19 protein-coding genes are annotated in these 21,647 nt (G+C 76.0%); 6 read left to right on the top strand and 13 right to left on the bottom strand.

Going from position 1 to position 21,647, the window contains the following annotated elements; translation table 11 throughout:
• Window positions 1–19 precede the first annotated feature (19 nt).
• Window positions 20–775: an SDR family NAD(P)-dependent oxidoreductase gene (locus E9549_RS20825; protein WP_236828502.1), complete on the top strand. Its 756-nt coding sequence runs from the start codon at window positions 20–22 to the stop codon at window positions 773–775.
• 67 nt (window positions 776–842) lie between these two features.
• Window positions 843–2,054: an MFS transporter gene (locus E9549_RS20820; RefSeq protein ID WP_236828501.1), complete on the top strand. Its 1,212-nt coding sequence runs from the start codon at window positions 843–845 to the stop codon at window positions 2,052–2,054.
• A 10-nt stretch (window positions 2,055–2,064) separates the two neighbouring features.
• Here E9549_RS20820 and E9549_RS20815 read toward each other — a convergent pair whose 3' ends face one another.
• From E9549_RS20815 to E9549_RS20785, 7 genes are all read right to left on the bottom strand, one after another.
• Window positions 2,065–3,288: a CaiB/BaiF CoA-transferase family protein gene (locus E9549_RS20815; RefSeq protein ID WP_236828500.1), complete on the bottom strand. Its 1,224-nt coding sequence runs from the start codon at window positions 3,286–3,288 to the stop codon at window positions 2,065–2,067.
• A gap of 4 nt (window positions 3,289–3,292) precedes the next feature.
• Window positions 3,293–4,363 carry an acyl-CoA dehydrogenase family protein gene (locus E9549_RS20810; RefSeq protein WP_236828499.1) on the bottom strand — a complete coding sequence of 357 codons (1,071 nt, stop codon included), beginning with the start codon at window positions 4,361–4,363 and terminating at the stop codon, window positions 3,293–3,295.
• The gene (locus tag E9549_RS20805; RefSeq protein ID WP_236828498.1) at window positions 4,363–5,523 is read right to left on the bottom strand and encodes an acyl-CoA dehydrogenase family protein; all 1,161 of its coding nucleotides are present in this window, start codon (window positions 5,521–5,523) and stop codon (window positions 4,363–4,365) included. The genes E9549_RS20810 and E9549_RS20805 overlap by 1 nt, the downstream gene beginning before the upstream one ends.
• Window positions 5,524–5,607: 84 nt before the next feature.
• Window positions 5,608–5,925 carry a hypothetical protein gene (locus tag E9549_RS20800; RefSeq protein WP_236828497.1) on the bottom strand — a complete coding sequence of 106 codons (318 nt, stop codon included), beginning with the start codon at window positions 5,923–5,925 and terminating at the stop codon, window positions 5,608–5,610.
• Between the two features lie 76 nt (window positions 5,926–6,001).
• Window positions 6,002–8,248 carry a SpoIIE family protein phosphatase gene (locus tag E9549_RS20795; RefSeq protein ID WP_236828496.1) on the bottom strand — a complete coding sequence of 749 codons (2,247 nt, stop codon included), beginning with the start codon at window positions 8,246–8,248 and terminating at the stop codon, window positions 6,002–6,004.
• 37 nt (window positions 8,249–8,285) lie between these two features.
• On the bottom strand, window positions 8,286–9,086 hold the full coding sequence (locus E9549_RS20790; RefSeq protein ID WP_236828495.1) for an alpha/beta fold hydrolase: 801 nt from the start codon (window positions 9,084–9,086) through the stop codon (window positions 8,286–8,288).
• An 841-nt stretch (window positions 9,087–9,927) separates the two neighbouring features.
• Window positions 9,928–10,599 carry an NUDIX domain-containing protein gene (locus tag E9549_RS20785; protein WP_236828494.1) on the bottom strand — a complete coding sequence of 224 codons (672 nt, stop codon included), beginning with the start codon at window positions 10,597–10,599 and terminating at the stop codon, window positions 9,928–9,930.
• Window positions 10,600–10,718: 119 nt separating this feature from the next.
• On the opposite strand from E9549_RS20785, the gene E9549_RS20780 reads away from it, so the two are divergent.
• Complete coding sequence (locus E9549_RS20780; protein WP_236828493.1) at window positions 10,719–13,040, top strand: helicase; 2,322 nt, start codon at window positions 10,719–10,721, stop codon at window positions 13,038–13,040.
• Window positions 13,041–13,147: 107 nt separating this feature from the next.
• Here E9549_RS20780 and E9549_RS20775 read toward each other — a convergent pair whose 3' ends face one another.
• Genes E9549_RS20775 through E9549_RS20765 form a run of 3 tightly spaced genes read right to left on the bottom strand, consistent with a single transcriptional unit; the run spans window position 13,148 to window position 16,740 of the window.
• A complete protein-coding gene (locus tag E9549_RS20775) occupies window positions 13,148–14,377 on the bottom strand; it encodes a cytochrome P450 (RefSeq protein ID WP_236828492.1) in 1,230 nt (409 codons plus the stop codon).
• A 38-nt stretch (window positions 14,378–14,415) separates the two neighbouring features.
• A complete protein-coding gene (locus E9549_RS20770) occupies window positions 14,416–16,038 on the bottom strand; it encodes an SIR2 family protein (RefSeq protein WP_236828491.1) in 1,623 nt (540 codons plus the stop codon).
• 42 nt (window positions 16,039–16,080) lie between these two features.
• Complete coding sequence (locus tag E9549_RS20765) at window positions 16,081–16,740, bottom strand: hypothetical protein (RefSeq protein ID WP_236828490.1); 660 nt, start codon at window positions 16,738–16,740, stop codon at window positions 16,081–16,083.
• A gap of 113 nt (window positions 16,741–16,853) precedes the next feature.
• Here E9549_RS20765 and E9549_RS20760 point away from each other — a divergent pair, with 113 nt between their 5' ends.
• Window positions 16,854–17,693 carry a DUF1206 domain-containing protein gene (locus tag E9549_RS20760; protein ID WP_236828489.1) on the top strand — a complete coding sequence of 280 codons (840 nt, stop codon included), beginning with the start codon at window positions 16,854–16,856 and terminating at the stop codon, window positions 17,691–17,693.
• Entirely contained in the window at window positions 17,690–18,568 is an 879-nt protein-coding gene (locus E9549_RS20755; RefSeq protein WP_236828488.1) for a DUF1206 domain-containing protein, read from the top strand. The genes E9549_RS20760 and E9549_RS20755 overlap by 4 nt, the downstream gene beginning before the upstream one ends.
• Here E9549_RS20755 and fabG read toward each other — a convergent pair.
• The 3 genes from fabG to E9549_RS24345 form a co-directional block, all read right to left on the bottom strand.
• A complete protein-coding gene (fabG, locus tag E9549_RS20750) occupies window positions 18,565–19,335 on the bottom strand; it encodes a 3-oxoacyl-ACP reductase FabG (RefSeq protein ID WP_236828487.1) in 771 nt (256 codons plus the stop codon). The genes E9549_RS20755 and fabG overlap by 4 nt on opposite strands.
• A gap of 49 nt (window positions 19,336–19,384) precedes the next feature.
• Window positions 19,385–20,596, bottom strand: coding sequence for an acetyl-CoA C-acetyltransferase (locus E9549_RS20745; protein ID WP_236828486.1), 1,212 nt, complete (start codon window positions 20,594–20,596; stop codon window positions 19,385–19,387).
• A gap of 121 nt (window positions 20,597–20,717) precedes the next feature.
• Window positions 20,718–21,122, bottom strand: coding sequence for an STAS domain-containing protein (locus E9549_RS24345; protein ID WP_236828485.1), 405 nt, complete (start codon window positions 21,120–21,122; stop codon window positions 20,718–20,720).
• 217 nt (window positions 21,123–21,339) lie between these two features.
• Between E9549_RS24345 and E9549_RS20735 the strand changes: the two genes are divergently transcribed.
• The coding region (locus E9549_RS20735) for a hypothetical protein (RefSeq protein ID WP_236828484.1) at window positions 21,340–21,647 on the top strand (308 nt) is incomplete at its 3' end.

The following is a 21,647-nucleotide window of genomic DNA, read 5'->3' as shown; positions in this document are numbered from 1 at the left end:
CCCACGGAAGAAGGCCCCCATGGCAACCACCCCCGTCGTGCTCGTGACCGGCGCCTCCAGCGGCATCGGCCGCGCCTGCGTCGACGCCTTCCTCGCCCAGGGCGCCCGGGTCGTCGCCGCGGCCCGGCGCACCGACCGCCTCGAGGAGCTCCGCGCCGAGCACGGCGACGCCGTCCTGCCGGTGGCCCTGGACGTGCGCGACCGGGCGCAGGTCGACGAGGTGCTCGGCTCGCTGCCCGACGGCTGGTCGCCGATCGACGTGCTGGTGAACAACGCCGGCCTGGCCCGGGGGAAGACGCCGCTGCACGAGGACGACCCGGACGACTGGGACCGGATGCTCGACACCAACGTGCGCGGGCTGCTCAACGTGTCCGGCGCCGTGCTGCCCGGCATGGTGGAGCGCGGCTCGGGCCACGTGATCAACATCGGGTCGAACGCCGGGCGGGAGGTCTACCCCGGCGGCACCGTCTACTGCGCCACCAAGGCAGCGGTCGAGCGGATCACCCGCGGCATGCGCATGGACGTGCTCGGCAGCGGCGTCAAGATCAGCGAGGTCGACCCGGGCATGGTCGAGACCGAGTTCTCCGAGGTGCGCTTCCACGGCGACAAGGACGCCGCCGCCGCGGTGTACGAGGGCGTCACGCCGCTGGTGGCCGCCGACATCGCCAACGTGGTCACCTGGGTCGCCAACCAGCCGCCGCACGTGGTCATCGCCGACGTGCTGGTCTACCCGCTGGACCAGGCGGGCTCCGGCAAGATCGCCCGCCGGAAGTGAGCGCACGCTGAGCCGGGGCGGGTCCACCCTGCCGGTCGCGCGCCGCCGCGACTTCCCCGGCTGGCGGATGGTCTGGGCGCTCGCCGTCACCGAGACCGTCTCCTACGGCGTCCTCTACTACTCCTTCGCCGTCTTCCTCGTGCCGATGCGCGAGGAGCTCGGCGCCACGACCGCCCAGCTCTCCGGGGCCCTGACGCTGTCGCTCGCGCTCAGCGGGCTGGGCGCCGTCGTCGTCGGGCGCTGGCTGGACCGGTGGGGCGCGCGGTGGGTGATGACCGCCGGCAGCCTGCTGGGCGGCGCGTCGGTGCTGGCGTGGTCGCAGGCGGGGGACCTCGCGCAGCTGTACCTGGCGTTCGCCGGCATCGGCCTGGCCAGCGCCGCGGTGCTGTACGAGCCCGCGTACGCGGTCATCAACACCTGGTTCCGCCGCGACCGCCCGCGCGCGCTGCTCACGCTGACGGTGGTCGCCGGGTTCGCCTCGACGATCTTCCTGCCCACCTCCCAGCTCCTCATCGACGGCGTGGGCTGGCGCCCGGCGCTGGTCGTCCTCGCGGCGGTCGTGGCGGCGTGCGCGCTGCCGCACGCGCTGGTGCTGCGCCGGTCGCCGGCCGACCTGGGCCTGGTGCCCGACGGCCGTCCGGACGACGGCCCGCGCCCCGCCGCCGCGGCCCCCGCGCCCGACGTCGACCTGGCGCCGTACCGCGGCCCGGCCGCGGCCTACCGGCGACCCGCCGTGCGCTGGCTGACGCTGGCCGCGGCGCTGCAGATGGTGGCCAACGCCGCCGTGGCCGTCTTCCTCGTGGCCTACCTGCTCGAGGCCGGCGCACCGGCGGGGCTGGCCGCGCTGGCGGCCGGCGGGCTGGGCGCGCTCTCGGTGACCGGACGCATCGTGCTGACGGTGCTGGCCGCGCGGGTGGGGATCGGGCGCGTGACGGCGGCGATGCTGCTCGGGCAGGCGGCCGGGGTGGCGGCGCTGTTCCTGCTCCCCCAGCCGGCGGCGACCGTGGTGTTCGTGCTCCTGTTCGGCGCGGGGTTCGGCGTCCTCAACATCGCCCGGCCCGCGCTGCTCGGGCAGGTCGTGCCCCAGCCGGTGTTCGCCGCGGTGTCGGGCCAGCAGGCGCTCGCGGTCCAGTTCGGCCGCGTGGTGGCGCCCGTCGCCGTGGGGGCGCTCATCACGGCCGTGGGCTACGGGGCCGGGTTCACCGCGATCGCGGGCTGCGTGCTGGCCGCCGCCGTCCTGCTCGCCCTGGCCGATCGCGCGGCGGGCTCGTCGCCGTAGGAGCTGCGGGTCAGGCGGGTGGGCCGGCGTGCGGCTCGCCGGCGGGGTGGTGCGGCCGGCCGGTGGCCGCCCGGATGGCGTCGTCGTCGAGCCCCACCGACCGCAGCACCGGGCCGGAGTGCTCCCCGAGCGCGGGCGCGCCGGGCAGGTGCGGCGCGCCGCTGCGGGAGAACGTCCAGGGCAGGCGGGCGTGCACCAGCGGCCCCTCGGAGGGGTGCTCGACGTCCTCGAACAGCCCCACCGCCGCGAGGTGCTCGTCGGCGAAGAGGTCCTCGATCGTGTGCACCGGCATCGCGGGGACGGCGTGCGCGCGCAGCAGCTCGATCCACTCCCCCGTCGTCCGCTGCGCGAGCGCCTCCTCCACCAGCGCGTACAGCTCGTCGATCCGCCTGGTCCGCCCCCGGATGCCGTCCAGCTCCGGGTCGTCGGCGAGGTCCGGGCGGTCGATCAGCCGGAAGAAGGTGCGCCACTGGCCGTCGGTGTAGAGCAGCACCGAGATCATGCCGTCCGCGGTGCGGTAGGGCTTGCGGTGCGGCGAGGCGGTGCGCGCGTACCCGGTGCCACCGGTGCGGCCGGCGTAGACCCGCTGCCCCTGCTGCTCCATGAGCAGGAAGGTCGCCATCGACTCGAACATCGGCACCTCGACGGCCTGGCCCTCGCCCGACACGTCGCGCTCGTGCAGCGCGGCGAGGATCGCGGCCAGCGCCATGACCCCGACGGTCTTGTCCACGACCTGCGTCCTCACGTACTGCGGCTCCGCCGTGCCGCCCTGCACCGCCGCGATCCCCGACACGCCCTGGACCACGTCGTCGTAGGCGGGCTCGTCCCGGTACGGCCCGGCCGAGCCGTAGCCGACGGCGTGGCAGTAGACCAGCCTCGGGTTGCGCGCCCGCACCGCCCCCGGGTCGATGCGCAGCTTGCGCATCGCCCCCGGGCGCATGTTGTGCAGGAAGACGTCGGCGGTGTCGACCAGCCGGTCCAGGGCGTCGCGGCCGGCGGTCGTCGTCAGGTCGAGGACGACGGACTCCTTGCCGCGGTTGAAGGTGAGGAACGCCGGGCCCAGTGCCGAGTGCCGCTCGTCGGCCACGTACCGGATGATGTCGCCCTCGGGCGGCTCGACCTTGATCACACGGGCACCCATCTGCGCCATCAGCTCGGCGCAGTAGGGCCCGAGGAAGGTCGAGGTCAGGTCCAGGACGGTGACGTCGGCCAGCGGACCCCGCCCGGCGACCACCCGCTCAGACCGCGCGGGTCAGCGCCGGCCAGAGCTGGTCGGGGCCGCCGGCCAGCAGCCCCGCGGCCAGCACCGTCGACCACGCCAGCTCGCTGCCGGCCTCGTCCCGCCAGGACCACAGCCGCCGCGTCAGGTGGTGCAGCTTGTGCTCCTGGGTGAACCCGATCGCGCCGTGCACCTGGTGCGCCAGCCGGGCCACCACCTCGACGGCGGCGCCGGCCCGCACCTTCGCCGCGGCGGCGGCCAGGACGACGTTCTCGCCCCGGTCCAGCGACTGGACGGCGGCGTCGGTCAGCGCGGTCACCGCCGTGACCTCGCCGGCCATCTCCGCGAGCTCCATCTGGATCGCCTGGAACTTGCCCAGCGGCCGGCCGAACTGGTGCCGCTCGCCCGCGTACTGCACCGTCCAGGCCAGCACCTGCTCCAGGGCGGCGGCCAGCTGCACCGACCGCGCCAGCGCGTAGCGGGCCCGGATCTCGCCGGCCTGCGCCTCGGTGAGCAGCGCACCGGCGGCGGCGACCTGGTCGAGCACCAGCGCCGCGCGCGGCTCCCCGGCCAGGTTGGCGGCGTCGTCCGCCGGCAGCGACGAGGCGTCGACCAGCGCCAGCACCGCCCCGCCCATCCCTGCCGGGGCCGGGGCGAGGAGGACGACGTGCCGGGCCGCACCTGCCCAGGGCACGTCGGCGACGGTGCCCGAGAGGGTGAACCGCCCCGGCCCGTCCCCGTTGTCGACCGGGTGCACGGTGACGCCGGCGGCGACGGCGAACGTCGTCGGCTGCTCCGGCGAGGGCAGCTCCAGGTCCGCGGCCAGCAGCGCCGGGCCCGCAACGAGCAGCTGCTCGGCCACCGGCACCGCTCCCGCACCGGCGGCGAGCGTCCGCACGATCGCCACCGCGTCGGCCAGCTCGCCGCCCGAGCCGCCCGCCTCCTCGGGCAGGCCCACCCCGGTCAGCCCGGCGTCGGCCAGCGCCGACCACAGCCCGGCGTCCCAACGGCGCTCGGCGGTGAGCACGAACGGCTCGAAGCGGCCCAGGATGTCCTTGACCGTCTCGACCACCAGGTCCTGGTCGCTCATCAGCGCAGCCCCAATCCACGTGCCACGATCCCGCGCAGGATCTCGTTGGTCCCGCCGCGCAGCGTGAAGCCCGGCTGGTGCAGCTGCGCCTCGGCCAGCGCCCGCGCCAGCGGGTCCGGCGAGGCCAGCGACGGCGTCACGTCGACGACCTTGCGCACCTCCTCGACGACGTCGGCCTCGAACGTCGTCCCGACGTCCTTGACCAGCGCCGCCGGGATGTTGGGCAGCTCGCCGCGGTCCAGCGCCGCGGCGATCCGCAACGACATCTGCCGCAGCGCCAGCAGCCGTGCCGAGAGCCGGCCGAGCGCGGCCAGCTGGGCGGCGTCGCCGGTCTCGGCCACCCGGCGGCCGAACTCGGCGATCAGCGGGTAGGTCGACAGGAACCGCTCCGGGCCCGAGCGCTCGAAGGCCAGCTCCGCGGTCACCTGGTGCCAGCCGTTGCCCTCCTCGCCCAGCAGCATGTCGCCGGGGACGACGACGTCCTCGAAGACCACCTCGTTGAAGTGGTGGCCGCCGTCGAGGATGCGGATCGGGTTGATCGAGATGCCCGGCAGCGAGAGGTCGACGAGCAGCTGCGACATGCCGGCGTGCCGGCTGGACGGGTCGGCCGGCGAGGTGCGCACCAGCACGATCCCGTAGTGCGAGTGGTGCGCGTTCGACGTCCACACCTTCGCACCGTTGACCACCCAGTCGCCGTCGCCGTTGCGGGTGGCCCGGGTGCGGATCGAGGCGAGGTCGGAGCCCGAGTCCGGCTCGCTCATCCCGATGACGAAGAAGCACTCGCCGGCGACGATCCGCGGCAGGATCTCCCGCCGCTGCTTCTCGGTGCCGTAGGTGAGCAGGTTGGGCCCGGACTGCCGGTCGGCGATCCAGTGCGCGGCCACCGGGGCGCCCGCGGCCAGCAGCTCCTCGGTCACGGCGTAGCGCTCCATCGCCGAGCGCTCGTGCCCGCCGTACTCCTTGGGCCAGGTCATGCCGAGCCAGCCGCGCTCGCCCAGCTTCTTGGAGAACGCCGGGTCGACGCCGGACAGCCAGGTGTCCACGTGCGTCTGGAAGGTCCCGGCGGCGAGCTCGGCGGCGAGGAACTCGCGCACCTCCGCCCGCACCTGCTCGGCTGCCTCGGACCGCGGTGCGGGCGCCAGTGTCAACGAGTTGCTCATGCGACTCCCTCGGGTGGCCGTGCTCACACCCGTTCTACAGGGCGCCCGCACCGCCGCGCCCGGCAGCCCCCCGTTGCGCCCGGCTCACCCGCGGGAGGGATCGCCGGGCGGGCCCTCGTCCGGGTCGCCGCGGGTCAGCTGGCGCAGCTCCGTGACGACGTCGGAGGCGACCGAGCCGAGCGAGACCAGCGCCCCGGAGACCAGCCGCCGCACCCCGTGCACGTCCAGGCCCAGCGCCGCGCCGATGCCCGATCCGGCGTCCAGACCCCCGAGCTCACCGGTCGCCGGTCTCCGCTCGGCGAGCTCGGGCGACCAGCGCATGGCGTCCCCCGACAGCGTCCAGTCACCGGTCGCGCCGTCGATGGCGTCGGTGACCGGGTTCCCACGAGCCGACGAGTCCATCACCGCCTCCTCCCGAGGTCGCGCTCCCCATGGTGACCCCGAACCGCGGGGTCCGGTAGGTGGTCGGTGCCCGCGGTCAGGTGCGGGTCAGCGCCAGCAGGGCGATGTCGTCGGCGCGGTGCTCCCCGGTCAGCTCCGACAGCAGCCGGTCGCAGAGCTGCTCGGGGTCCCCCGACCACGTCCGCGCCACCACCTCGACCAGCCGGGACAGCCCCGCGTCCAGGTCGGCCCCCCGGCTCTCCACCAGGCCGTCGGTGAACAGCAGCAGCGCCGCTCCCTCCGGGAGCACACCGCTCCACTCGACGGCCGGCGCCGGCGGCGCCCCGAGCATGCGGGTCGGGCGCACCGGCAGCAGCTCCGCCCGGCCGCCGGCGCACAGCAGGGGCGGCAGGTGCCCGGCCGAGGCGATCCTCAGCTCCCCCGTCGCGGGGTCCAGCGTCGCGAACAGCGCGGTCGCCATGCGCTGGAGCTCGAACAGCTCCCAGTTGCGCTGCAGCCGGTCGACGAGCACGGCCGGCGAGGGCCGGTCGACCGACATCGCGCGGGTCACGCTGCGCAGCTGCCCCATCGTCGCCGCCGCCGTGATGTCGTGGCCGACGACGTCGCCCACCACGAGCCCGACCCGGTCCCCCGGCAGCCGGACGACGTCGTAGAAGTCGCCGCCGACGTCCACCCCCTGGGTCGCCGCCAGGTACCGCACCGCCGTCGCGAGCCCCGGGACGGCCGGGGGCGACGGCGGCAGCAGGCTCGCCTGCAGGGTGTGGGAGGTGCGCTCCTCGAACTCCAGCCGCAGCGCCTTGTCCACCACCTGCGACAGCTGCAGGGCCAGCTGCTCGGCCACCTCGACGTCGGCGGCGGTGAACGGCGCGCGGTGCCGGTCGGCGCCGAACGTGACCACGCCGAGCCGCCGGCCGTCCACGATCATCGGCACGCCGACCACGCCCACCAGCTCCAGGTGGCCGACGGCCTCCCGGAACGCGTCGTCGGGGGCGACGGCGTCGAGCACCGCCCGCGCCTCGTCCAGGTCGCGGATCCACTGCGTCCGCCCCTCGCGCAGCGCGCGCACCGAGGGGTGCAGCGGGGACCGCGCCGTCGGGTGGTTCCCGCGCAGCCGGTCGAGCACCGGCTGGCGGTCCGGGTCCCGGTGCCTGGCGACCGGCTGGTGCAGGCCGTGCTCGGTGACCATGTCGATCACGCACACGTCGGCCAGCCGGGAGACCACCAGCCCGGCCAGCCGGTGCACGGTCTCGGTGACGTCGCGGGCCTCGCTCATCAGCCGCGCGGCCTCGAGCAGGAACGCCGCCCGCTCGCCCTGCTGGCGGGTCTCCTCGTGCAGCCGCACCCGCTCCAGCGCCTGACCCGCCTGCCGGCCCAGGGTCCACAGCAGGTCGACCTCGGCCGGGGTGAGCGGCCGGTGCTCGCCCGGCTCCTCGAGGCTGATCAGGTCGCCGCGCGCCGCCGTACCGCGGGCCAGCACCAGCACCCCCAGCCGCTTGGAGTCGGCCGACACCGGGACGACGACGAGATCGGTCAGCCCGTCGGCCGCCATCGCCGCCGCCAGTTCCGGCTGGTCGGCCCGCAGCCGGTCGTCGAGCACGATCGAGCGCAGTCCCTGGGCCAGCTCCAGGGCCAGCCGGCTGCCGGCGGCGTCACGCAGCCGCCGCAGCAGCTCGCGGGAGACACCCTCCGAGCGCACCGGCCGCAGCGCCGGCAGTTCCTGCGGGTCGTCCGCCTCCCCCTCCACCAGCACCAGCGCGGCGCCGCCGGCCCGCAGCGCCGCACGCCCGCGCTGCACGATCACCGTGGCCACGTCCTCCGGCGTCGCCGCGGCCGCCAGGTCGAAGACCACCTTCTGCACGACCCGCGAGCGGGCCTCGGACTCCTCCGCCAGCCGCTGCGCCGACAGGAGCTCCCGCTCGTAGCGGCGCCGCGCCGTCGCCTCGAACAGGGTCGCCCGCACCAGCAGGGGGGTGCCGTCGTCGTCGCGCACCTCGACGGCGTTGAGCAGGCACGGCAGCAGCGAGCCGTCGATCCGCGTGATGTCGATGGCGATCTCGCGCACGAAGCCCTGGAGGCGCAGGAGCGGCAGCAGGTGCGTGTTGTAGAAGACCCGGCCGCCGACGCTGAGCAGGTCCTGCAGCCGGTGGCCGAGCAGGTCCTCCGGCGACCGGCCGGTCCATGCGCAGAACGTGCGGTTGGCCTTCACGATCTGCCCGTCGGGCAGCGTGGACAGGTACCCCATCGGCGCGTTCTCGTAGAGGTCGGCCGGGTCCTCGTCGAGCAGGCGCTCCAGCGGGTTCCCCGCGTCCCCGAGGCCGGTCACCGCGTGCCGTCCGGGGCGGTCACGGCGGTCACGGCGGTCACGGCGTCAGGAACGCGCGGATGGCGGCCGTCGTCTCCTCCGGCGCGGACAGCTGGGGGACGTGCCCCGTGGCCCGCATGCGCACCAGCACGCTGCCGGGGATCTGCCGGTGCACGTACTCGCCGACGGCGTCGGGCGCGATCGCGTCGGCGCTGCACTGCAGCACGAGGGTGGGCACCCGGACGCCGGGCAGGTCGGCGCGGTTGTCCGACAGGAAGGTGACCCGCGCGAACTGGCGGGCGATGTGCGGGGCGGTGCGGCAGAAGCTGTTGGTGAGCTCCTCGGCCAGCTCGGGCCGGTCGGGGTTGCCCATGATCACCGGGCCCATCTGCGCCGACCAGCCCAGGTGGTTGCTGTCCAGCGCGTCGAGCAGCCCGGCGACGTCGCTGCGGCTGAACCCGCCGACGTAGCCCTCCTCGTCGACGTACCGGGGGCTGGGCCCGACCATCACCATGGCGCCGAAGAGCTCGGGGGCCCGGTGGTGGGCGAGCACGCCGATCATCGCGCTCACCGAGTGGCCGACGAAGACGACGTCGGTGAGCGCCAGCTCGCGGCAGATCTCGACGACGTCGCTCGCGTACCCGTCCAGCGAGTCGTACTTCTCGGGGTCGTAGGCCGACAGGTCCGACTGCCCCGACCCGACGTGGTCGAACAGCACGACCCGGTGGTCCACGGCGAAGTCCGGGGCGACCAGCCGCCACAGCGTCTGGTCGCAGCCGAAACCGTGCGCGAACACCATCGGCCGTCCCTGGGGCAGGCCGCTGACGTTGACCCGGTTGCGCGGAACGACGCTGCCCACGGGCCCGACCGTAGTGGAACGGACGCCGCCTGTGGTCGATCCGCGCGCCTCAACCGGAACGGTTCCGGCCGCTCCGCTCCCCCGCTCCGTGAGGCCGGGGCGACGCACCGCGCTGCGCCGCCGGGGCCCCCGCACAGCCGGCGGACCCGCCCGGAGAACCGCTGCCGCCCGGTGGGCGGCCGCCCGGCCGTCGCCGCCACCGCCGCGGGGTGGACCAGCGCCTGCGCGCACGCCGACGCCGGGCTGCGCGACCTGGAGACCGCGGCGCGCCAGTGGTCCTGCTCCGGCAGCGGCCGGGCGCGGGAGACCCTCGCCCGCGCCTGCCGGCGGCTGGCCGACGACGTCGACGCCCAGACCGCCGACGAGGAGGCGACTCTCCTCCCGCTGCTCGACGCGCACCTGCCCGATGCCGGGTGGGCGGCGATCACGCGCACCGCGCGCTGCGGGCTCTCCGGGCTGGGGCTCGCCCTGGAGGACTGCGGCGCCGCCGACCGCGCCCGCCTGCTCGGGGGCCTGCCGGCCGGTACCCGGCTGGCCTGGCGGCTCCGGGCGGCCGCCGCTACCGCGCCGCCGTCGTCCGGCTGCGCGGCGCGCCACCCGCCGCCTGAGCCACCGGGGACCGGGGCCGGGTCAGCAGCGGGACGTCCCGCAGTCGCGGCAGCGCTTGCGCGCGCTGAGCTCGCGCCCGTGGCAGTTGTCGCAGACCCACGTGGTGCGCTCCTTCGTCGCGGTGCTCATGGCTGGTCCTCCCCTCGTCGTCGTGCCGACGACGTTAGGGAACCGGTGTGTCCAGGAGGTGTCCGCCGAGTTGCGATGGAACGCGAACTAATCCGGCACCGGGCTACCGGCGGCCCGGGGCGAACGGGCCGCGCAGCGCCGCCCACTGGAGCAGCATGATCGTCTTCGCGTCGGCGATCCGGCCGTCGTCCACCATCCGCAGCGCCTCGTCGAACGGCAGCTCCACCACCTCGATGTCCTCCCCCTCCTCGGCGAGCCCGCCGCCGCCGGCCGTGCGGTCGGCCGCCGTGTAGGGGGCGGCGTAGAAGTGCAGCCGCTCGGTCACCGAGCCGGGGCTCATCCAGACGTCGAAGACGTGCTCGAGCTCCCCCACCACCACGCCCAGCTCCTCCTCGGCCTCGCGGCGGATCGCGGTCTCGGCGTCGTCCTCGTCGAGCAGCCCGGCGGCGGCCTCGAGGAGCATGCCGTCGGGGTGGCCGTTCACGTACACCGGGAAGCGGAACTGCCGGGAGAGCAGGACGGTCCCGCGGGCGACGTCGTGCAGCAGGACGGTCGCCCCGTTGCCGCGGTCGTAGGTCTCCCGCGCCTCGGTCACCCAGGTGCCGTCCGCGCGGCGGTACTCGAAGGTGGTCCGGCGCAGCACGTGCCAGGCGGTGGCCACGAGCTCGACGTCGGTGACCCGCACCCGCGGGTTGCCGTCGAGGTCGCGGCCCGCGCGGTCCAGGCCGGTGCGGCCGCGGGTGTCGGGGACGTCGATACCGGGAATCTGCGCCACCCCCGCGACGCTAGTGCGCGAGGCACGGCGCCCGGGCGGGTCCGCGTGCGCAGAATGAGCAGCTGCCCGGGCGGCACGCGCCATGCCCAGCGCACCCAGCACCAGAGAGCGAAGAGGTTGTGACGACAGTTCGTGCGACCGGGTCCCGCGACGACGGGATCGCGGCCGAGCAGGCCTACGTCAGCGCGCTGCACCGGCGGCTCGACGAGGTCCGGGCCCGCACCGTCGCCCGGCTCGACGAGGCCCTGGCCACCGTGCCGCACAACCCGCAGGCGGTCGGCGAGCGCGAAGCCGCGGTCGAGCTGCACACCCAGCGGATCGTCGCGCTCGACGCCGCCGACAGCGGGCTGTGCTTCGGCCGGCTGGACCGGCACGGCACCGACGTCCCCCGGTACGTCGGCCGGATCGGCCTCTTCGCCGAGGACGGCGGCGAGGAGCCGCTGCTCGTCGACTGGCGCGCCCCCGCGGCGCAGCCCTTCTACACCGCCACGCCCCTGCACGACCTCGGCGTGCGCCGCCGCCGGCACATCCGCACCCGCGGGCGCACCGTCGTCGGCGTCACCGACGAGAGCCTCGACCTCTCCGACCCCGACCTCGCGCAGCGGTCCGGGTTGGCCGGCGAGTCGGTGCTGCTGGCCGCGCTCAACGCCCACCGCACCGGCCGGATGAACGACATCGTCCGCACCATCCAGGCCGAGCAGGACCGCATCATCCGGGCCGACCACCGCGGCGTCCTGGTCGTGCAGGGCGGCCCCGGCACCGGCAAGACCGCCGTCGCCCTGCACCGCGCGGCCTACCTGCTCTACACCCACCGCGAGCGGCTGGCCCGCAGCGGGCTGCTGATCGTCGGCCCCTCCCCCACCTTCCTGGGCTACATCGCCGACGTGCTGCCCTCCCTCGGCGAGACCGGCGTGGTGCTCACCGACATGGGCGGGCTGCGGCCCGGGCTGCAGGCGCACGCGGCCGAGGCCCCGGAGGTCGCCGTGGTCAAGGGTCGGCTGGCGATGGTCGACGTCGTCACCGCCGCCGTCCGCGACCGGCAGGCCGTCCTCGACGCCGCGACGACCCTCACCGTCGACGGGACGCCGCTGCGCTTCACCAAGGCCGACGCCGCCCGTGCGCGCAGCCGCGCCCGGGCGGTCTCCCGGCTGCACAACGAGGCCCGGCCGGCGTTCGCCCGCGCGGTCGTCGACCTGCTCGCCGGCAAGTACGCCGACAAGCTGGGCGCGGACGTGCTCGACGGCGGCAACCTGCTCGGCCGGGCGGATCGGGCCGCCCTGCGACAGGAGGTCGCGAGCGAGCCCGCCGTGCACGAGCTGGTCGACCGGCTCTGGCCCCGGCTGACCGCCGAGCGGTTGCTGCGCGACCTCTTCGCCGACCCCCGGCGGCTGGCGACGGCGACCCGCGGCTGGTCCGAGGCCGACCGCGAGCTGCTGCGGCGGCCGGCGTCCGCGCCGTGGACCCCGGCCGACGTGCCGCTCCTGGAGGAGGCCGACGAGCTGCTCGGGGTCGACGACAGCGCCGAGCGGGCCGCCGCCCGCCGGGAGCGGCAGCGGCGGCTGCGGCACGCGCAGGAGACCCTGGACCTCCTGCACGGCTCCCGCTCGACGGACTGGGAGACCGAGGACGAGTCCGAGGAGCTGTCCGCCGGCGACCTCCTCGACGCCGAGGGCCTGGCCGAGCGGCAGGAGGTCGGCGACGTGCGGTCCACGGCCCAGCGGGCCGCCGCCGACCGCACCTGGACCTACGGGCACGTCATCGTCGACGAGGCGCAGGAGCTCTCGGCCATGGCCTGGCGGGTGCTGCTGCGCCGCTGCCCCACCCGGTCGATGACCCTGGTCGGCGACGTCGCCCAGACCGGCTCGGCGGCCGGCGCGAGCAGCTGGGCCGAGGTGCTCGAGCCGGCGCTGGGCCCCCGCGACCTGCGCGGCTGGCGCCTGGAGGAGCTCACCGTCAACTACCGGACGCCCGCGGAGATCATGGAGGTCGCCGCCGACGTGCTGGCCGCGGGCGGGGCGGGGACCTCGGCGGCCCGGTCGGTGCGCTCCACCGGCGAGCAGCCGTGGGCCCGCGCCGTCGCCGAGGAGGAGCTGGTCGCGGCCCTCGCCGAGGCCGCGGCCGAGCTCGACCGGGAGGAGGGGACCCTCGGCGTCGTGGTGCCCCGCAGCCGGCTGGCGGCCGTGACCGACGCCGTCCGCGCCCGCGTGCCCGCCGCCTCGGCCGACGGCGACCTGACCGCCGGGCCCGTGGTGCTCACCCCCGAGGGCAGCAAGGGCCTGGAGTTCGACTCGGTGCTGGTCGGCGACCCGGTCGGGATCCTCACCGAGGGCGCGCGCGGCCACAACGACCTCTACGTCGCGCTCACCCGGGCCACGCAGCGGCTGGGCGTGGTGCACGCCGGCGAGCTCCCCCCGGAGCTGAAGCGGCTCGATCCGCGCTGACCGGTGCTGCTGCCCGCGCATCCCGCGCCGGGGTCGGCGGCGACGTGACCGGTTCCCCCTGGGGTCGAGCCGTTCCACTGCCGCTGCAACGACTGCCCGCGGGGGCCTCAGGTCGCGCCGCGCACCCGGAGGACCACGCCGCTCCTCGGCTTCGCCGGGATGCGGTGCAGCGCGATCGCGAGGTCCTGCTCCGGCACCTCGTACTGCAGCCGCGCCAGGCGGACGGCGAGGGCCGAGAGCAGCGCGACGGTGATCTGCTCCCCGGGGCAGCGGTGGTTGGTCCGGGGGTCGCCACCGCCCTGCGGCACCAGCTCCCACTCCCCGATCTCGCGACCGAGGAACCGCTCGGGGTGGAAGGCGTAGGGGCTGTCCCAGAGCTCCGGGTCGTGGTTCTGGCCGTACAGGTCCAGCAGCACCATGGCGTTCTCCGGGATCTCCTCCCCGGCGAACTCGTTTCGCCCCGGCGAGCGGCCGCCGATGAACGGCGCGAAGGGGTAGAACCGCCGCACCTCGTGCGCCCACGCCTCGGCGAACGCCGGGTCCCCGCTGGCCAGCTTCTCCCGGTTGCCCGGCCAGCGGATCAGCGCGTGCCCCGAGAACGCCACGAACCAGGCGACCGCCGTCGTCGGCCGGATGACGTTGAGCAGCTCGACGGCGGCCACGTCCGCCGGCAGCTGGGTGCCGTCGGCGTCCCGGTGCCGCGACACCACGTCGACCGCGGAACCCTCCTCGACCTCGGCCTGCCCGCTGCGCACGTCCCGGACCAGCTGCGTGAGCCACCTCTCCCGGCGGCCGCGGGCCCGGCGCGCCCGGAAGTGCCGCGGCCCGCCGGTGGCGAAGCCGTCGACCATGGCCACCATGTCGCGGGCGAGCTCGGGCACCTCGCCGTCGCGCACGGGGACGCCGGCCCACCGGGCCACGGAGCCGGCGAGCACGCGGCTCGCCTCGTCGAACAGCACGATCTCCGACCGGCGGGACCACGCCGGCACCGCGGCGTCCCAGGCCGCGGTCGTCCGCTCCACCAGCGAGGCGATGCCGTCCTCCCGCATGAGCAGCGCGACGAACATCGCTTTGCGCACCCGGTGCATCTCGCCGTCCAGCGTGTGCACCGCCCCCTTGCCGAACAGCGTGCCCTGCACCGGCTCGGGGATGGCGTGCGAGCGGCGCACGTGGTCCTCGTCGTAGAGGAAGCGCGCGGCCTCCGGGCCCTCGATGCCGACGGCCGGCATCCCGCCCAGCCGCACGCCCACCGCGTGCCTGCCCGCCCGCCGGCGCTCGTCGGGCAGCCAGGCGTAGCCCTTGGACAGCAGTTTCAGGCTGTTCTCCAGACGTGGCATGGGGGCTGCCGTGCCCACCCGCGCCGGTGCGCAACCGCTCAGCCCGGCCGCTGCTCCTGGGTCCGGTCGTCGCGAGGCCGGGTGGCGACGTCGGCGGGCGGCTCCGCCCCGTCCCCGCCGCAGCTGCCGTGGCCCAGCCGGCGCAGGAGCCCGGCGACCTCCTGGCCGACGGTGGAGGAGGCGTCCCGGGGCAGCGCGGCGGGAACCGCGGCCAGCGCGTCGGCGAGCACCCGCTCCTCCTCGTCGAGCAGCCCCCGGTAGGCGGGGTCGAGCAGGTAGCCGGTGGGTGGGGTGGAGAGGCAGCCGATGAGGTCCAGCAGGACCTCCAGCCGCCGGGCGGCCTCGGCCGGTGCGGCCTCCGCGGGGCACATCGCCACCGTCTCGACGTCCTGCTCCCACAGCCGGGCGCGCGCCGGGTCCTCCTGCAGGGCGAGCACGGTGCCCGTGCGCCGGGCCGTGCCCGACCCCTGGGTCTGCAGCGCGGTGCGCACCTGGTGGGCGATCCGGATCAGGTCGTCGTCCAGCATCGAGGTGCCGACGAAGAGCACGTGCCGGGTCAGCAGCAGCGAGTGCAGGACGCCGGCCAGCGCGGCCCCGGTGTTGCCGAACTGCAGGTACTCCTCGCGGGTCAGCACCACGCTCTCCGGGTGCGCGGCGTCCCCGTGCAGCTTGAGCAGCCACGGCGACCCAGGCCGGGCCTCGTCGTGGGGCAGCACGGTCACCTGCCGGCCGATGTCCCCGGCGGCGAGCTCCACCAGCGGGTCGTAGTTCGTGGTGACGAACTCCTGAACCGGGAGGTCGGCGATCAGCGCGTGCGCCAGGGCGTAGGGGCCGGGGCCGAACCGCCTCTCGACGAAGGCGGCCAGCTCCTGGGCGCCCAGCTCGCGGGCCAGCAGCGCCGCCGCGTCCTGGGCCGGCAGCCCGGCGAGCCCCGCGCGGAGCGCGTCGTCCAGACCCGACCGGGTCGCCAGCTCGTCCACCAGCTGCTCCCACGTCGGCAGCCCTGCGGCCGCGCTGACCCCCGCCCCGATGAAGACGGCGAGCTGCCCCCGGCGGGCCCGTTCGCCGAGGTCCACGGCCAGCTCCCGCAGCTGCCCGGGCAGCTCCCAGCCGCCCTCCTCGCCGCGCCGCACGCGCTGGGCGGCGGCGAGGTCGCTGGGCCGCCGCAGCACCAGGGCGACGTCGAAGCCGTGCTCATCGGCGGCCTCGCGCAGCACCGGCAGCAGCTGCTGCAGGAGCGCTCCGCGCTCGCCGGCGGCCCCGCCCCAGCCCGTGCCCAGCGCCGGCAGCCCGACCAGCCGCCGCGCGCGCCCGTGCACCGGCTCGTGCACCTCCCGCCGGGCGACGGCGGCCAGCGCCTCGCGGGCCCCGTCGAGCAGCCAGGACAGCCCCCGGCTGCCCGTCCCGTCGGGGCCGCCGTCGACGGTGTCGACCAGCCAGGCTCGCCGCGGGCCGTCCCCGGGCACCTCGAGCACCCGCTCGTCGCCGGTCCACGACATGGCGACGCAGTCGCCGTCGGCCTGCCGGTCGGTGATCAGCTCGTCGGGCAGCACGGAGCACCAGCCGCGGGCCACCCGCAGCGAGCGGTCGGTGGGCACCAGGACGTCGTCGCAGGCCAGCCGGGTCAGGTCCGCCCCGACGACGAAGACGTGTCCGCTCACGGGCGGGCCCATACCCAGGGCCCGCCGGCCATGCGCGCGCGGTCAGGCGCCGCAGCCCCCCGCGCCGCAGGCGCAGCCGCCGCAGCCCTGCCCGGCCGGGGCCGGCGCGGGCGCCGCGGCCACCGAGCGCAGGTTGGCCGCGCCGATCAGCAGCGGGACGCCGAGCACCGCGACGGCCAGCGCGGCCACCACGGTGGCGACGTCGGCGGCCCGGTCCCAGCTCTGGAACAGCCCGGTGACGACCAGGAGGCCGGTGACCAGCACCGACCAGACCAGCAGCGCCTGCCCGCCGCGCCGCGCGGGGCCACCACGGCCGAGCAGGCCCAGGGAGGTGCCGAGCAGCAGCAGGGGGACGCCGACGAGGAGCACCGTCGAGGAGAGGGATGCCGAGGCCACGGCGACGGCCAGGCCCGCGGCGCCGGCCACGACGGCGGCCGTGCCGAGGGAGCGCGCCCGCCCCGCCACCTCGTCGGGGACGGCTCCGGAGCGGGCGCCGCGGAGCAGGACCGATCCGCGCGCCGCCAGGAAGAGCCCCACGGCGCCGAGCAGGAGGCGGGCGCCGGTGTCCCAGACGACGGCGACCACCGCGACCGCGATCATCGCCAGGCCCAGGGCCAGCCACCGCGGCCAGGTCCGCCGGGCGACCTCGGGGGTCGCCGCGCTGACCGTGCCGGCCGAGAGGATTCCGGTTCCGTTCGCCACGGGCCCAGTGTCCCTCACGCCGCGCGCCCGGCGGGGAGGCACCGGGACGTGGGCCGTGCCACGCTGATCATCTCCGCGAACCGCGGGAGGACCGAGGTCAGGAAGGCACGGACATGAGCGTGCAGGACAGGGCCGGGGCGGCTGCCGGCCGGGCCGGGAACAGCGACGCCCTGGAGCACCTGGCCCGGGTGGGGCTGGTCGCCTACGGGTTGGTGCACCTGCTCATCGCCTGGCTGGCGCTCCAGCTGGCGTGGGGACGCGCGGGGCAGGAGGCCGACCAGTCGGGCGCGCTGGCCACGCTCGCCCAGCAACCGCTGGGCACGCCGCTGCTGTGGGTGCTCGCGGTCGGGCTGGTCGCGTTGGCGCTCTGGCAGGCCGCCGAGATCCTCCGCTGGCGGCACGGCTGGTCGGCGTCGGGCGAGGCCCGCAAGAGGGCGGTGGAGAAGACGGTGAAGGCGGCGGCCAAGGCGGTCGTCTACGCCGCGCTCGCCGTGCTGGCGATCCGCTTCGCCACCGGGGGCGGGCAGTCCGGCGGCGGGTCGCAGCAGCAGGCCACCGCCGGCGTCTTCGGCTGGCCGGCCGGCCGCTGGCTCGTCGGCGCCGCCGGGCTGGTCGTCGTGGGCGTCGCGGTCTACCTCGTGCACAAGGGCGTCACGAAGCGGTTCCTCAAGGAGATCGACCTGAGCGGCTGCTCCACCTCGGCCCGGCGGCTGGTCACCCGCCTCGGCCAGGTGGGCTTCCCGGCCAAGGGGGTCGCGCTCGGGCTCGTCGGCGGACTGCTGGTGTGGGCGGCGGTCACCTTCGACCCCGCCAAGGCCTCGGGCCTGGACGGCGCCCTGCACACGGTGCTGACCGCACCCGCCGGGCCGGTGCTGCTCACGCTGATCGCCGTCGGGATCGCGGCCTTCGGCGCCTACTGCTTCGTCCGCGCCCGCTACCCCGAGCGGACGTGAGCCCGCCGGCGCCCTCGGTCCGGGCGCTGGGCCACCGCCTCCACGACGTCGTCGTCCGGGTCCGCCGGGTCACCGACCACCCGGTGCTGGTGCACCTCGCCCGCGCGGGCCTCGTCGCCTACGGCGCGATGCACCTGCTGATCGCCGTGCTGGCGCTGCGCATGGCGATGGGGCTGCGCGGTGCCGACCCCGACCAGACCGGTGCGCTGCTCACCGTCGCCGGCGGGCCCGGCGGGCGGGTGCTGCTGGTCGCGATCGGCACGGGCATGCTCTCGCTCGCCGTCTGGCAGGCCGCCGAGGTGCTGCTCTGGTGGCACGGGCTGCTGGACGGCGAGCACCGGCTGCGCACCGCCGTCGTCTGCGTCAAGTGCCTGGCCAAGGGTGCGGTGTACGGCGTCCTCGGGCTCACCGCGCTGCTGTCCGCGCTCGGCCTCGACTACGAGGCGGACGAGCGGCTGCGCGAGCTCACCGGCGAGACGCTGGCGATCCCGGGCGGCGCGCTGCTCGTGGGCGCGGTGGCGGCCGGGGTGGTCGGCGTCGGCGTCTACACCTTCGTGCGCGGCTGCACCGCCGGCTTCATGCGCGACATCGACCTGCCCGCGGCCCCCGACCGCTGGGAACCGGCGATCGAGGTCCTCGGCCGGGTCGGCTACCTGGCGAAGGGGATCGCCTTCGCGCTGGTCGGCGTCCTGCTGTGGCAGGCGGCCGCCTCCCACGACGTCTCGACCGCCACCGGCCTGGACGGCGCGATGACGGCGATCGCCGGGGTCGGGGCCGGGCCGTGGCTGCTCGGCGGGGTCGCGGCCGGTTTCGCCGCCTTCGGGGTCTACGCCCTCGCCCGCGCGCGCTACCCCGACCGCGACCCCTCGTCCTAGACCTTCGGCCCGCCGGCGACGTAGACGACCTGACCGGAGACGAACCCGGCCCCCTCGCTGACGAAGAACGACACGGTGTGCGCGATGTCCTCGGGCACGCCGGCGCGGGCCACCGGGATGGCGGCCGCGCGCTTCTGCACGTAGGACTCCCACTCCTCGCCGATCCGCTCGGCGGTCGCCTTGGTCATCTCCGTCTGGATGAAGCCCGGGGCGATGCAGTTGGCGGTGACGCCGAACTTGCCCAGCTCGATGGCGAGGGTCTTCGTGAAGCCCTGCAGGCCGGCCTTGGCGGTGGCGTAGTTGGCCTGGCCCCGGTTGCCGAGCGCGGAGGTGCTCGACAGGTTGACGATCCGGCCCCACTTGGCGTCGATCATGTGCTTCTGGGCGGCACGCGTCATGAGGAACGAGCCGCGCAGGTGCACGTGCATGACGATGTCCCAGTCGGCGTCGGACATCTTGAACAGCATGTTGTCCCGGGTGACGCCGGCGTTGTTCACCAGCACCACCGGCGGCCCGAGCTCCGCGGCGATCCGGTCGACGGCCGCCTGCACCTGCTCGGCGTCACCGACGTCGGCCCCCACGGCCAGCGCGCGGCCGCCGGCGGCCTCGATCGCCTCGACCGTGCCGCGGGCGTCGTCCTCCTTCAGGTCGAGCACCGCGACGGCGAAACCGTCCTGGGCCAGCCGCAGCGCGGTGGCGGCACCGATGCCGCGGGCGGCTCCGGTGACGATCGCGACGCGGGCGGAACCGGTGGGGGACGTGGTCATGCGGCAGCGCTCCTCGGTGCGGTGGGACGACGGTCGGACGGAGTCTCGCTCACACCCGCTCGAACAGCGCGGCCAGCCCCTGGCCGCCGCCGATGCACATGGTCTCCAGCCCGTAGCGGGCGCCGCGCCGGTCCATCTCGCGCAGCAGCGTCGCCAGGATCCGGCCCCCGGTGGCGCCCACCGGGTGGCCCAGGGAGATGCCCGAGCCGTTGACGTTGGTGCGCTCCCAGTCGGAGTCGGTGAAGCCCCACTCCTTCGCGACGGCGAGCACCTGGCTGGCGAACGCCTCGTTCAGCTCGATCAGGTCGACGTCGGAGAGCTTCAGGTCGGCCTGGGCGAGCGCCTTCGCGGTGGCCGGGACCGGGCCGATGCCCATGGTCTTCGGCGGCACGCCGCCCACGCCGAAGCTGACCAGCCGCGCCAGCGGGCGCAGCCCGAGCTCGGCGGCCTTCTCCGGGTGGGTCACGATGGCGACCGCGGCGCCGTCGTTCTGGCCGGAGGCGTTGCCGGCGGTGACGGTGGCGTCCGGGTCGTTCTTGCCGAGGATCGGGCGGAGCTTGGCCAGGGTCTCCACGCTCGAATCGGGGCGGATGTGCTCGTCCCGGTCGACGACGGTGTCGCCCTTCCGGCCCCTCACCGTGACCGGCACGATCTCGTCGGCGAACCGGCCCCCGGCCGTTGCGGCCGCGGCCCGCTGGTGGCTGCGGACGGCGTACTCGTCCTGCTCCTGCCGGCCGATGCCGTAGTCGCGGCGGAGGTTCTCGGCGGTCTCCAGCATGCCGCCGGGCACGGGGTGGTTCTGCCCGCCGGCGGTGACCCGGCCGCGGGCGAGCCCGTCCTCCAGCAGGACACCCGGCCCGGGCTTGACGCCCCAGCGCATGGCGGTCGAGTAGAAGGGCGCGTTGCTCATCGACTCGGCACCACCGGCCAGGACGACGTCGGAGGCGCCGGACTGCACCTGCAGGGCGGCGTAGATGACCGCCTGGAGGCCCGAGCCGCACCGGCGGTCGACCTGGATGCCCGAGGCGGTCACGGGCAGACCCGCGTCGAGGGCGGCGACCCGGCCGAGGGCCGGCGCGTCCATCGTCGGGTAGCAGTGGCCGAGCAGGACGTCGTCGACCGACTCCGGCGGCAGCCCGGTGCGCTCCACGAGCGCACGGATGACCGTCGCCGCCAGCTCCTGGACGGGGACGTCGCGGAGCGACCCCCCGAACCCGCCGACCGGCGTCCGCAGGGGCTCGCAGATGACCGCATCGCGCACGGTGGTCCTCCTCGTTCGTCCGCTCCCGGCACCCGGTCGGGACCCGGGCGTCGCCACCCGAGTCTGCCCCGCGGGCAGCCGCGGCGCGCCCCCGGCCCCCGGGAGGTGGCTGCGGGCGGGATCAGGAGGCGGCGCCGCCGACCTGCTCGCCGCCGAACAGGTCCCACAACCCGGTGATCTGCAGCGGCCGGACCACCGCCCGGGTGGCGGCCAGGACCCGCAGGCGGCCGCCGGCGGCGAGGGCCTTGCGGTGCGCCGAAGCCAGGGTGCAGAGCCCGGCGGAGTCGAGGAAGGTGACGGCGGTCAGGTCCACGACGACGTCCCGCGGCGCGGCGGCGAGCACCTCGTCGAGGGCCGCGCCGACCCGGGGGGCCGAGGTGCAGTCGACCTCACCGGCGAGCACGAGGCGCGGCAGGGCCGTGGTCCCGGTCACCTCGAGGGCGAGGGGTGCCGACGGCAGGGCGTCCGGCGCGAGCGGGGCCAGGACGGATGCGGTGAGCGAACGGTCGGGCGAGGGAGCGGTCACGGGTTTTGCCTCTCGGGCGGGAACCGGACCAGTGAGCCTGCGGACGCGAACGACACGACGACCAGCACTGGGATGGCGGCTGCTGCTTGAACCGCACCCCGACCGTAGGCACCGGCGGAGCGGGGCGCAAGGGTCGCCGCCGGACGGTGCCCGTCCGGCACCCCCGGCCGCGGGGACGCTCCGCCACCACTGCGTCCCGGCGTCGGATACTGGTCCGGTGACCGAGCCCCGCCCCTCGTCCCGCCGCCCGTCCCCGCTGCTGGTCGTGGGTGGCCTCGTGGCGCTGGCCGTCGCGGTGGGTGCCTTCGCGCTGCTCGACCCGATCCTCGCGGCCGCCGTCGCCATCGGTGCCCTCACCCTGCTCGCCCTGGCGGCGGCCGCGCACGACTGGGAGTCGCACGCGACGTTCGAGGAGCGGGAGTTGGCCCGGGCCCGCCGCCGCAAGGAGAGGTGGGAGCGCAACGCCGGCGCCCGGGCGCGCGACCGTGCGCGCTGGGAGGCCCACCAGGCACGCAAGGCGGCGCG

Source organism: Blastococcus sp. MG754426, assembly GCF_021699055.1.
Classification (GTDB): Bacteria; Actinomycetota; Actinomycetes; order Mycobacteriales; family Geodermatophilaceae; genus Blastococcus.
The sequence above is the reverse complement of the archived record's forward strand: the minus strand, read 5'-3'. Positions and strand labels throughout refer to the sequence as shown.

Excerpts from the sequence above, each read along its gene's own strand:
- E9549_RS20825 (WP_236828502.1), top strand. The coding sequence starts at position 20 with ATGGCAACCACCCCCGTCGTGCTCGTGACCGGCGCCTCCAGCGGCATC.
- E9549_RS20820 (WP_236828501.1), top strand. The coding sequence starts at position 843 with ATGGTCTGGGCGCTCGCCGTCACCGAGACCGTCTCCTACGGCGTCCTC.
- E9549_RS20810 (WP_236828499.1), bottom strand. The coding sequence starts at position 4,363 with ATGAGCGACCAGGACCTGGTGGTCGAGACGGTCAAGGACATCCTGGGC.
- E9549_RS20805 (WP_236828498.1), bottom strand. The coding sequence starts at position 5,523 with ATGAGCAACTCGTTGACACTGGCGCCCGCACCGCGGTCCGAGGCAGCC.
- E9549_RS20800 (WP_236828497.1), bottom strand. The coding sequence starts at position 5,925 with ATGGACTCGTCGGCTCGTGGGAACCCGGTCACCGACGCCATCGACGGC.
- E9549_RS20775 (WP_236828492.1), bottom strand. The coding sequence starts at position 14,377 with ATGCCACGTCTGGAGAACAGCCTGAAACTGCTGTCCAAGGGCTACGCC.
- E9549_RS20760 (WP_236828489.1), top strand. The coding sequence starts at position 16,854 with ATGAGCGTGCAGGACAGGGCCGGGGCGGCTGCCGGCCGGGCCGGGAAC.
- fabG (WP_236828487.1), bottom strand. The coding sequence starts at position 19,335 with ATGACCACGTCCCCCACCGGTTCCGCCCGCGTCGCGATCGTCACCGGA.